The following is an 11,550-nucleotide window of genomic DNA, read 5'->3' on the forward strand; positions in this document are numbered from 1 at the left end:
AATGAGCACGACCAGCCCACCTGAAGTCGTCGTCATCGGCGGCGGTGTTGCCGGCCTGTCGACAGCCGTCTTCACCGCCCGACACGGGCTGGATACGCTCGTCGTTGCCGCCGGCGAGTCGATCCTCCGACGGAACGCCCACCTCGAGAACTCCCCCGGCTTCCCCGCCGGCGTCAACGGCCGCCAGCTACTCGATCTCCTCGAAAAACAAGTGGCCGGAGCAGGCTGCGAGCAGGTGACCGCGACCGTCGCAAGTGTCGAAGATACCGACGAGGGATTCGCCGTCGAGACCGACGCCGTCGACCGCTACCGTACGGAGTACGTCGTCGCGGCGACGAAGAACGCGGTCGGCTATCTGGCCGACGTCGACGGCGTCGGCATCAGCGACCGCGGGAAAGCGTTCCTCGACACGGACGAGCGCGGGCGCACCGGCGTCGACGGCCTCTACTCGGCCGGTCGGCTCGCCGAGAAGCCACACCAAGCAGCGGTCTGTGCCGGCCACGGCGCCGAGGTCGGCGTGACGATCCTCGAAGACGACGAGCGGCCGTTCTACCACGACTGGGTCGCGCCCGAGGGCTACTTTACAGACCGTGGGCGGGACTTGCCGCCCGGTTGTGACGAGATCGACGAGGCGGAGCGGGCGGACCGCGAAGCGCGCTCACTCGACGTAATGGGTGAGCGTTTTGCCGAGCCCCACCCGGACGAACAAGAAACGCACCCGCGTCTCGAAAACGAGGGGAACCATTCGGACGGAGGGTAGAGGCGACGCGAAGGGTCTCTCAGTAGAGCCCCATCGATAGTTTTTTTAATTTTTAGGCTGGCCTAAAACGTATGACTGCTCACGACAGCAGTGATACCGGATCGACACGTAGAGGCTATCTGAAGTACGGGAGTACGCTACTGGGTACGAGTTTCTTGGCTGGCTGTACGGGGGGTGACGGTAGCGGGGCCACAGAGGAGCCAACGACCACCGGCGAGAGTGGGACCGATTCCGAAACCGGCGAGACCGAGACGGAGTCGACCGAGACCGATACCGGATACACCGCTTCCATCGTCCCCGCGGGAGAGGTCCACTTCGATGCCGTTCCCGAGACGTGGACGGTCTACAACGGCGGCTGGGCCGACATGGCGTTCGCGCTGGGGCAGCGAGAGGGGTTCCTCACCGCGGGCAATATGATTCCGGGGTTCTTTTTCGATCCGTTCGACATCGACGTCCCGGACCAGGACGCGCTCCCCTCGATGTGGTCCGAGGGCGGTTGGGACAAGGAGAGTTTCTACGAACTCGACCCGGACGTGTTCCTGATGGATCCGAACTACCTCCACGGGACCGGCTGGGACGACTCCTGGAGCAAGGACGACACGCAGGAGATCATCGAGAACGTCGCGCCGTTCTTCGGGAACAACTGCCGCCGCCGACGCGAGTTCCACGATTACAAACTGTACAGTCTCTACGGCGCGTTCGAGCAGCTCTCTCACGCCTTCCAAGAACAGGAGCGATACGAAGCGTTCGCCACGCTACACGACGAGGTGCAGTCAGAGATCGCTTCTCGTACGCCCGACGAACAGCCGACGATCGGCCTCGTCAACGGCGGCTCGGAACCCTCGAAGGGGAAATTCTTCCCGTTGAATACACAGGACGATGGGTACGAGATGAAGCCGTATCGGGATCTGAACGTCGCGAGTGCGTTCCCCCAGGAGATGGAAGACGGCGGGCAGATCGATTACGAAACGCTTCTCGAGGTGGACCCGGAGATTATCGTCGTCCACTGGGGTATCGGTACCACCGGCGACACGGATAGCTTCTCCGCCGAGGCATTTCGGGAGCAGTACGTCACTCCGATGGAGGAAGACTCCGTGGGACAGGAACTGACGGCCGTTCAGCAAGGCCGCGTGTTTCCGGGCCAGTACGGCGAGCAGGGCCCCATCGTGAACCTCCTGCAAACCGAGATGGTCGCACAGCAGCTCTATCCCGACGAGTTCGGTGCGTTCGACCCGGAGTCATTCCCGGAGGTCCCTGAGGAGAATCAGCTCTTCGACCGCGGGCGCGTCAAGGACATTATCGCGGGCGACATCTGAGGCATGGCACGCACAGACACTATCGGACCGACGGGAGCCGACTCCCCGGACTCCACACTCGATCACGACGTACTGGTCGTCGGGGGCGGAGCGGCCGGGCTGTCCGCAGCGACGTTTCTCGCACGCTACGGACTGAACACGCTCGTCCTCGCTCGTGGGAAGTCAGCCATCCAGCAATGTGCCGTCCTCGAGAATTTCCTTGGATTTCCGGTCGGTATCACGCCCGACCGATTTCTCGAACTGGGGCGAACACAAGTCGAGTACGAGGGTGGGACCGTCCGTGAGGAGACTGTCGAGCGCGTCGAGCGGGTCGACATCGAGGAGCCACCGACAGATGCAGGCGGTGAGCCGCTGGATTCGAATGGGTTCGAGATAGAGAGTGACGACGGCGACTATCGCGTCCGGTACGTCCTCGCCGCGACCGCGTACGACGGGGAGATGTTCGAGCCGTTCATCGAGGAGATAGAGACCGACGAGGCGTTCGGGATGGTCGACAGCGAGAACGGGCGCACGCCGGTCGACGGGCTGTACGCGGCCGGATGGATGACGACCGAAACGGTACATCAAGCCATCGTCAGTGCGGGCCACGGTGCGCACGCAGCGCTCTCGCTGATCCGGGACGATATCGCCGCCCGCTACTGGCCTGCCGTTGCGGACCACTACGTCGACTGGGTCGTCCACGACGGGCGATACGCCGGCGATGAAGCGTGGGACGACCACACCCGCGAGTGGTTCGAAAACGAGATTCTCGTTGACGACGTGGACTCCGGTTTGGCAGATGCGGCCCTCGAACATCTAAAATCCGAGTTCCTGGACCGACAGATCGGCACCGACGAGCGGGCGCGTCGGGATCGTGACGGACAGCGGGCACTGCTCGAGACGATGGACGACGATGTCGTCTCCGAATACGCTGCGAGCCTCGACACCACCGATGACAGAAACTGAGCGCCATCTCGTGGCTTTGACCGCTGGATTCGGGAGTCGCCACGCTGACTCTCCCCCACTCGATCAACACAGCGCGTAAGACACCAAACCACCATGGTCGGCCCAACACTCATCGACATCAGGGAACACATCGAAGCCCTCGCGACCGAGGACGGTCAGTACTACCTCCGTTGTGGGCGGATGGGCGACCGGCCAGTCCCAGCGGCCGGTACCCGGTTCCCGGATCGGGTCACCGCGCGAGCTGCCGCTCGCGCCACCGAGCAGTACCGCTCGGCACTACAACGCTACGACCCGCAAGTCCCATTCTACGACCTAATCGTCTGTGAGGAGACGGCCCAAGACACGACAGTAGCGCACGAACGTAACTCAGAGACAGGCAGCCCACCAGACAGGCTCTCCGAGCCCGATCTCACCGACAGCGCCACGCCCGAGCGGCACGACCTCGTCGAGTTCTGTCACCGCGTCGCCGGCGCGGTCTTCGAGACGCTCTCCGAAGCGGGATACGACAGTGTCGAGGGCGCCGTCATGGACACGTACTTCGAGCTCGCCGAGACCGTCGGTGATCCCGACGAACTCTGTCTGTGTCTCCTCGAGAGCATGGCCAGCGAACTCGACGAGCGCCTGTTTCCTGCTGACCAGGCCGAAGTTCTCGCCGACGCTGCGACACGACTAGAGTCACCCAGCGAAGACGGTGATTCACTCGAGCGGAGCCTGACCGCGCTCCAGCAACGAGGTGTCATCGAGAGCTACACGCGCTCGCCGTACTCCGTTGACCTCGATGGGGGTTCAGGAGTCGTTGTCGTACAGATCTCTGGCTACGCGCTTTCAGCGCAGGACGGCCGACTCCCTGTGCTACCGTTGACGCTTGAACTCTGTCGACATCACGCGGAGCAGTCCCCACAGTCTGTTCAGGTGACCGCCGTGGACGGCGACTGGCAACTCACGTTCGGCCTCGCGGACACGGGAGAGCAGAACGGCCTCGTGAGTGCTCCAATCGAGGGAGAGGTGTGAGATGACCGTCGACACCTATATCCAGCAAGCGCGAACGCGCGCTCGATCCGAGCGGGAGCCCATCGACGAGATGCTGGACGCCTACGACACGTTCATCCGTCGGGTACAGAAGCTACAGCCCGAGCAGACACCATCATCGGTCGCCAGCCTCTCGACAGCCGGTGGGGTCACCCACCTCTCCGCAGACGCGTCCAGTACCGATGGCTGTCGGCCTGTCCGAACGGTGTTCACCGAGACGATTCGCCCTCACAGCGTTGCCGACATCGACGAGACTGAGTCTTTGCTGAAAACGATCCGCGAGGAATTCACTGACGCAATCGCAGTCGCACTCGCTCCGACGACAGAGGCCTCATTCACTCCCGACCTCAAACGGATGGTTCTCGCCGAAGCACAATCTCGGCGGGCGGAAGCGACGGCGCTACAGAAAGCGCTCGAACGCGAGGAAGCGCACCTCGACGAGGCGGATGCAGCGGTCGACGACATCATCGCCTGGATCGTCGACGCGAACGAGACGCCGTTGACTGACCTCGGCTTCGATGCGCTACAACAACGTCACGAGACGTTGGCCAGCCATCGTGACTACTGTGAGGAGGTGGCTCGCGACCGGCAGGAATTCCTCCAGAAGACGACGAACAACGGTGTTGACGCCGGCATCCGTCACAGAAGCCTCATCCCGTACCTGTATCAGGATTTTTCGGTCGACCATCCGGTGCTCGCAACGGTCGCGACGCTCGATGAGACGTGTGAAGATTGCCAACGAACCGTGCGAGACCACTTGGTCCGGAGGGCATGACCGATGGGTGAGGGACCTCGTCGACAGCGTGCAAAGGCGTGGGCGTGGGTGTACGCTGCACTGTTCGGCCCCGATGACTGTTCTGATGCTGACACAGAAGACTGTGGCGAGGATTCGGCGAACAGCACTCTCTCACGAGACCAGCCGGACGAACGATGAGTAGAGCCGCACAGCATCTACTGGCCGTGTATATCCTCGGTCATCAGGACGATCCACCGATCCCGACGAATGCGGTGGCCGAGACGCTGGACCGCTCGCCGGCGACCGTCACTGAAACGTTCCAGCGACTCGAGGAAGATGGGCTCGTTGAGTACGAGGCGTACAACGGAGTGACTCTAACAGACGCAGGGCGCGAGCGTGCTGGAGAACTACACGAAACCTACGTGACCATCTCGTGGTTCTTCCGGAGCCTCTTGGAGTTAGACGACTACGAGAAGGAGGCGATGGAACTGGCCGGACTCGTGAGTCCGACCGTTGCCGAGCGCCTGGCGAACACATTGCCCATTGAGACGGACGCCCCATCACATTCCGACGGAGCAAACTCGTCGGCAGCGACCGATTACGAGAGTTCTTGACTACAACCGATATCGATGAGCGATGCTTCCTGACCCCGATATCGGTCAGCACAAGCAAGCGGTAGTGGGCGCCGTACGGTAGCGTGAGACCAAGTCGTATGACCAGCAGTGGTCCAGTCCCAAGTTCAGGCGATGCGAAAAATTGATACATTCCATTAATGATGCACCCATAGTCTCGGAATTTTGGCTACAAAGGCGCTGTAAGAGATATTTTTAGTCCCACGTAATACTAAGATTTATGATACTATGGTTCCAGCGTGAGAGTGTAATGAGCGCAGAAGGCTCCGGGCTCGACTCGTTGAGCGTGTTGACGATCTCCGTCGGGAGGTTCGCCGGTGGGGTCGGGGGTTCGTAGGACATCGGCTACTCTCGTGTTAACCAACACGGCCCATGAACCCATAGTTTTGTTGGTTAAGACGATGGGGGCGGTTCTCGCGATTGCTGGATGTAACACTACTCGAAACTTCTTTATATACAAGTTTCGTACTATGTTACACCGTGCTCCGGCGCATCGAACTCGAGGTCCTCGCCACGGTTGACCGCGGCGACACGATCTCCGAGCTCGCGACGAAGCTCGACCACAGCGAGAGTTACCTCTCTCGTGCCGTCGCCGAACTCGTCGAGAAGGGGCTCGTCTACACGGAACGCGATGGCCGGCGAAAACGAGTCGTCCCGTCGGATGCTCGCGCCGTCCAACTCTTTCGGAACCTCGTCCGCCAGCACTCCCACATCGACCTCCCCGAACTGCTGACCGGGAAGGCACTCGAAGTGCTGTACTACCTCGACCAGCCGCGAACCGTCTCCGAGATCGCTGACCGGAGCGACAACTACCGCAACACGGTCAACCGGGCCCTCAAGCGGTTTCGCGACCGTGGGCTTGTCGGGACCGTCGACGGCCGCTACGAGTTCAACGCCGACTTTGACCGCCTACACGAGTTCGCCCGTGAACTCGCCCATCATTTCCACCGCCAACGCCTCAAAGCCGTTACCTCGAAGGGCACGATTCTCTGGGAAGACTACGACGAATTTCTTGCTCAAACCGAGACGGAGATAGACGCAGACGGATTCCACGAAACCGGCCTCCCTCGGTTCTCGATGTTTGATCTCCAGTTCCTACTCACCGGCCACCGCTACTACGTCTACTCCGAGGAACTCGACGCAGTCTCGCCGGCGGAGCTGTGTTGTCACACGCTGCTGATCGACGACGGCAGCCGCCACCGCTCGTACTGTCTCCTCCTGCTCAGCCACGTCGACGTCGACGAGGAGGATCTCCGAAAGCAGGCGGCGAAGTATGGCCTCGAAGACGAAATCGACGCCTTGCTCCGCTACCTCGAGACGCACGGCGAGGTCGACGACGACCGACTCCCGGAGTGGGACGAGTTCCAGGAGTTGGCGGCTGACTACGAGGTGCCACTACCACAATGAGACCAACATTCGGCCGCGAGTACATCGAGAACGAATTCCAGCGAATCGGGGACGGGCTATCTGAACCGCTCACGGTCTACCTGATCGGTGGTGGCGCGATGTCGCTGCGCGACCTCAAGGGGGCGACCAAAGATATCGACCTGGTCGTCCCAGATGGCGACGTGTACGGCCAGCTGTGGGCCGTTCTGATGGACCTCGGGTATACGGAGGTCAATCGCTGGATCCAGATTACCGGGCGCTGGGGGCGACGAGCTGCGTCGAGAACGACGATGGGTGTCGCCTCGATATCTTCAACCAGCAGGTCGCGAACAAGCTCGTGCTCACCGACGGTATGCAAGAGCGCAGTGAGCCGTTCCTCAACCTGGATCGACTGACGGTCCGGCTGGTTAGCAACGAGGATATCTTCCTGTTCAAGGCGATCGCAGGCCGCGACGACGACATCGAGGACATGAATATGCTCGTGCAGGCCGGCCTCGATTACGACGTCGTCCGGCATGAACTCGAAGCCCAGATCGAACGCCTGGGGGACGATCAGTTCGCCACGTTCGCGAACGGGGCTCTAGTTGAACTTGAGGAGCGGTACGGGGTGACCACGCCGATTGAGGCCCGCGTCTAGGAGCTCACGAATAGGTACTACCGGGGGATCGAAGTCCTCCAGGCACTCGATGAGCCGATGACCGTCGACGAACTGGCCGCCGAACTGGAGCGGGATACTGACGAGGTTCACGACCGGCTCGCGTATCTCTCAACGTTCGACCGGGTCCGTCGGATTGGCGACACAGTCCGTCCCATGGAGTAGTCCGGTCACGACTACGGGGAGGGAAGGCACCCATCAGGTCGTGGGACCCGCCCCTGCTTGATTTCGTAATCGACTCGTCGGAGGTGTTTACAGCCGGCCTCGGGCGCTCGCTGCTGCCAATCCGGACAAGTACACGACTCGCTGATCACGTCGACTTCGTACCAGTTTCCGGACGCCGATCGGACCTCATAGCGGCCACCCTTTTCGAGCAGCGAGACGGCCACCGATTTGTCGACGGCATTCCGATTTCCATGTGTGACATGTTGGAATCGTAGCCCGTGGCGATGGCAGGCCGCTTGTAACCATGGAGCACCGTCGACCAGAAAGATCGCGTTGTCAACCTGATGTTTCTCACGAAGTTCTGAGAGAAACATCGAAGAGATTGCGTTAGTTCTCGTCGGATAGAGCCGAACATGGAGCAGACGGTTTGTGTCGGAATCGACGGCAGCGTACAGCCAATATTGCTCACTATTGAGCTGAATCACGGTTTCATCGACCGCGACGTGATTCGGACAGGTACCGTCTGTCGGCTGTAGATCGGCCTTCTGTGTCCACCGATGGACGGTAGTTCGATGCCGATCGACACCCAAAATATCAAGAATCGAGATAGAATCAGAACATGACTGTCTAGCTAAATAAAGCCGGATACCGAGCTTTTTCCCCGGCTCAGGTGTCACCTCTTGCTATAGAAAATCTAACTCGATACAACCCTTATCCCCGTTAAGGCGGTCGAACGAGAGCCTAGACCGCTCGACTTTTTGACCGCCTTATCTTTCGATCTTATATCAACACCGCCATGAGATACATTATTGCTGTTATAAACAGAACTCCGGCTAATAATACAATATACTCTGTTTTTAAATATGAATAGAACGCACAATTTGACATATATCAGGAATTGATGTCTTTATAAAGTTTGTTAACCCGTTCTCTATGAATTTCATATAAATAATATTAGTATGATAATAATCTTATGAAAATTTAATTTTTCGACTGTATGATCTCAGTTTTATCGCATCGGCTGGTATCAATATTCCCCAGAGGAGACCGTGAGGATACTCGATTGAACAGCACCGCTATTATATATGTTGCCACCGCTATTTGGGAATATGCCGGAAGAAACCAGTGGACAATCAAGAAAGTCGAATAAGGTTGCGAGACTGATCGCTGAATATCATCTCGCTGAATCTCTCGGCGATAAACTTGAACGGCTCTGGACTGCCGAGGACCAACAACGTAAGAGTCTCCGAGATCTTGCAGATCTCTTCAATCAGCGATTGCTCGAAAGTGCGATGGCCTCTGCAGGAATTTCTACAGTAGACGGAGAAATCTCCAATCTTTATCGTCTCCTCACCGCTGATGACGTGAGTAGTGGTATGCGAACCGAGGCTCGAAATCGTCTTGAACGGGATGGCGTCGATGTCAAGCAACTCGAACGCGATTTCGTCTCGTATCAGGCAATTCGGTCGTACCTCACTAAATATCGGAATGCTTCCTACGAATCCCCCTCCGACAGCGAGCAAGTGGAGAGCGTTCTTGATTCCATCCGACGTCTCCAGTCCCGCCTACGGTCACTCACCGAGGGCAGCTTGGATCGACTCCGATCAACAGAGCGAATCACGCTCGGCGAGTTTCGCTTGTTTATCGATGTTGACGTTCTCTGCGAGGACTGTGGCGAACAGTACAGCGTTATTGACCTGCTGGAACGTGGCGGTTGTGATTGCGAGGACGGAACATAGCCGCTTCTGGCCGGGTCCTATATTTCAGTGATGAGGGTATAATCGTCGTCGAGAGCCTGTGCGTCTTCGGGGAGCAGAGCGACAACCAAGAACTCCGGATAGTCGGCCATATAATTGATCAGCGATGCGATTCGCTGTGAATCGATGGCCTCCAAGGAGTCCAGAATCATGAACGGAACCCGTTCGTACACCTCGTGAACGAGATAGCCCGCAAGAGCAAACACCAGTCCAGTGACTTCTCGTTCGCTTTCGCTAAGATGATCGACGGTGTCCTCGTACGCCGCTCCGGTGTCGGTACTCCGGACGACGTGTAGTTCGAACTGAGTTTTTTCCACCTTTCTTCGTCCGTCTCGTACCTCGCGCTCGACTCTTTCGATCCAGATGCGCTCGATGTTCTCATAGCCGAGAGTCTCGAGGACTGCATCCATATGCTCGTTGAATTGCTCGACAGCGTTCTCTTCGATCTGATCGATTCGCGTCCGGAGATCCGTCAGTTCAGTACTGATCTCTTCTCGCTGCGAATTCAACCGTGTCTCCTCAGCAAGGCGCTCTTCGATAGAGCCGATCTGTTCCGTCACATCCTCCAGCTCAGATTCAAGCCGTTCGAGATCGAATTCCAACTGATTTGCCTCCTTGTGAAGATCCAGAATTTCACTGAAGTCTGCAGATTCTAACGTTTCGATCTCCGATTCAAGATCCTCGACTCCCTCGTTGAGATGTTCTCGCTCGTCTCGCAAGTCATCCAATCGCTCTTCGCGTTCCACGATTTCACTCTCGATGCCAGTGAGTTTTCTCTCAATCGACTCTCTTCGCTGCTGTTGTTCCCGATATTCCTGCTGTTTGCCTTTCAGCTGAGACAATTCCGATTCGAGGTCCCGGACCGTTTCCAGTTTCTCTTGACGGATATCCCGAAGTTGATCAAGCGTCTGTGTGATATTCTCCTCTTCGACTTCGGATCCACAGGTCCAACAGACAACCATGTCGTCGACAAGTGCATCCGTCACTGTGCTGTCAGTCTCTTGAGCGCTCAGAACGGAGGTGACAGTTCCTTCGCTCTCTTCCAGCCGTTCTTCATTGAACTGAATCACGTTCTGGAGGTTGCTCACCTCGCTTTCGAGACTCTCTTTCCGGTCTCGAAGTCTGGAAATTTCGTTTTTGAGCTCGTCATGCTCCCCCATCGGTGTGTCGGGAAGCTCATCGAGCTCCGACTCGAGGTCTCTCCGTTCGGTTGTCAGTGCTTCAATGCTCTCTTGTTCGACTTCGATGTCGGATCGAACCCGATCTAATTCGGCGCGTTTCTCGCGGAGTTCGTCGAGGCAGGCCTCGAGTTCTTGTTTCTCTTCCCGCGTTTCGTCGACGTCGGCATCGAGGGTCTCAATCTCTTCTTCCTTTGCTACTAGTTCCTCTTTTTTCGCTTCGATCTCGTCTTTGAGCTGGCTCCGGTCCTCTTCCAACTTTGGCATTTCACCCTTCAGCTCGTTGAGTTCATCGAGTTCATCGTCGATCTGCGACCGTTCCCGTTCGAGCTGTTGGATTTCTGATTGGATCGATTCGGTATCGACTGGTCGCATGATGAGCTCGTGAAGATCGGCACCGCTGATGACGGATCGACGGGCTTCGTTGGTTTCCAAGAGAAATGCGAACAGGTCGGCAAGCTCTGGCTCATCAAGATAGGGGTTGCCTCCAGCCGTGACGGAGCCATTTGTGCGAGTGAACGTTCGCACATAGGTTTCCTCATCAACGTCGAGCGCAACTCGTCCTTCATCCGCGTCTGCTTTCAGGGACGCATTATCGCTTCCCATAACTGCCATGATAGACCGGAGTAGCGACGTTCGATTCGTCGCGTTTCTTCCCTCCAATACCGTGATCCCGGGAGAAAAGTCTACAGATGCTTTGTCGATACCCCCCATATTTTCTACCTCAAGTTTGGCGGCTTGATCGAGTATATTTGCCCGGTTCATATCCTTGTATAGAATCTTTATAATAAAAGAGTTGTGGCATTGACTCACTTCCACCTTCAGGATCGAGCATCTCAAAACCTCATAACAAAATTAGTATTGTTATTCTAATGCGATGTAGATAAGGCACTATGACTATTATTCCAAAGTGATTAATTTATTATTTTGAATTTATTTCAGATATCAGGACAGAATATATTTTTTATTGAATAGTTGTACTGTCCCATCC

General features: G+C 57.5%; 9 protein-coding genes and 2 pseudogenes. 9 read left to right on the top strand and 2 right to left on the bottom strand.

All coding sequences use genetic code 11. The annotated features are described in order from the left end of the window. The first annotated feature begins 1 nt into the window (after position 1). The 8 genes and pseudogenes from DJ73_RS00690 to DJ73_RS21285 all read left to right on the top strand — a co-directional run bounded on the left by DJ73_RS00690 (position 2) and on the right by DJ73_RS21285 (position 7,624). Positions 2–760, top strand: coding sequence for an FAD-binding protein (locus DJ73_RS00690; RefSeq protein WP_094557055.1), 759 nt, complete (start codon positions 2–4; stop codon positions 758–760). 71 nt (positions 761–831) lie between these two features. Then, positions 832–2,076 carry an ABC transporter substrate-binding protein gene (locus tag DJ73_RS00695; protein WP_094524380.1) on the top strand — a complete coding sequence of 415 codons (1,245 nt, stop codon included), beginning with the start codon at positions 832–834 and terminating at the stop codon, positions 2,074–2,076. Between the two features lie 3 nt (positions 2,077–2,079). Beyond that, positions 2,080–3,021 carry an FAD-dependent oxidoreductase gene (locus DJ73_RS00700; protein ID WP_141212010.1) on the top strand — a complete coding sequence of 314 codons (942 nt, stop codon included), beginning with the start codon at positions 2,080–2,082 and terminating at the stop codon, positions 3,019–3,021. A gap of 93 nt (positions 3,022–3,114) precedes the next feature. Next, on the top strand, positions 3,115–4,032 hold the full coding sequence (locus DJ73_RS00705; RefSeq protein ID WP_094557056.1) for a hypothetical protein: 918 nt from the start codon (positions 3,115–3,117) through the stop codon (positions 4,030–4,032). Position 4,033: 1 nt separating this feature from the next. After that, entirely contained in the window at positions 4,034–4,825 is a 792-nt protein-coding gene (locus tag DJ73_RS00710; protein WP_094557057.1) for a hypothetical protein, read from the top strand. 155 nt (positions 4,826–4,980) lie between these two features. Continuing rightward, positions 4,981–5,400 carry a metal-dependent transcriptional regulator gene (locus DJ73_RS00715; protein WP_094524383.1) on the top strand — a complete coding sequence of 140 codons (420 nt, stop codon included), beginning with the start codon at positions 4,981–4,983 and terminating at the stop codon, positions 5,398–5,400. Positions 5,401–5,898: 498 nt separating this feature from the next. Further along, positions 5,899–6,825: a MarR family transcriptional regulator gene (locus DJ73_RS00720; RefSeq protein ID WP_094557058.1), complete on the top strand. Its 927-nt coding sequence runs from the start codon at positions 5,899–5,901 to the stop codon at positions 6,823–6,825. Beyond that, positions 6,822–7,624 (top strand): annotated as a pseudogene (locus DJ73_RS21285) (DUF6036 family nucleotidyltransferase). Before DJ73_RS00720 ends, DJ73_RS21285 begins: the two are co-directional and overlap by 4 nt. Positions 7,625–7,635: 11 nt before the next feature. On the opposite strand, the pseudogene DJ73_RS00730 reads toward DJ73_RS21285, so the two are convergent. Then, positions 7,636–8,328 (bottom strand): annotated as a pseudogene (locus DJ73_RS00730) (IS6 family transposase). A 405-nt stretch (positions 8,329–8,733) separates the two neighbouring features. On the opposite strand from DJ73_RS00730, the gene rdfA reads away from it, so the two are divergent. Beyond that, entirely contained in the window at positions 8,734–9,363 is a 630-nt protein-coding gene (rdfA, locus tag DJ73_RS00735; protein ID WP_094524385.1) for a rod-determining factor RdfA, read from the top strand. 17 nt (positions 9,364–9,380) lie between these two features. Here the strand turns inward: rdfA and DJ73_RS00740 are convergent, their stop codons facing one another. Further along, entirely contained in the window at positions 9,381–11,324 is a 1,944-nt protein-coding gene (locus DJ73_RS00740) for an archaea-specific SMC-related protein (RefSeq protein ID WP_094524386.1), read from the bottom strand. Positions 11,325–11,550: the final 226 nt, after the last annotated feature.

Source organism: Halorubrum sp. Ea1 (genome assembly GCF_002252965.1).
Classification (GTDB): domain Archaea; phylum Halobacteriota; class Halobacteria; order Halobacteriales; family Haloferacaceae; genus Halorubrum.

Bases quoted from the DNA above. Each gene is read 5' to 3' on its own strand.
- DJ73_RS00695 (WP_094524380.1), top strand. From the start codon at position 832: ATGACTGCTCACGACAGCAGTGATACCGGATCGACACGTAGAGGCTAT.
- DJ73_RS00715 (WP_094524383.1), top strand. From the start codon at position 4,981: ATGAGTAGAGCCGCACAGCATCTACTGGCCGTGTATATCCTCGGTCAT.
- rdfA (WP_094524385.1), top strand. From the start codon at position 8,734: ATGCCGGAAGAAACCAGTGGACAATCAAGAAAGTCGAATAAGGTTGCG.
- DJ73_RS00690 (WP_094557055.1), top strand. From the start codon at position 2: ATGAGCACGACCAGCCCACCTGAAGTCGTCGTCATCGGCGGCGGTGTT.
- DJ73_RS00710 (WP_094557057.1), top strand. From the start codon at position 4,034: ATGACCGTCGACACCTATATCCAGCAAGCGCGAACGCGCGCTCGATCC.
- DJ73_RS00705 (WP_094557056.1), top strand. From the start codon at position 3,115: ATGGTCGGCCCAACACTCATCGACATCAGGGAACACATCGAAGCCCTC.
- DJ73_RS00740 (WP_094524386.1), bottom strand. From the start codon at position 11,324: ATGAACCGGGCAAATATACTCGATCAAGCCGCCAAACTTGAGGTAGAA.
- DJ73_RS00700 (WP_141212010.1), top strand. From the start codon at position 2,080: ATGGCACGCACAGACACTATCGGACCGACGGGAGCCGACTCCCCGGAC.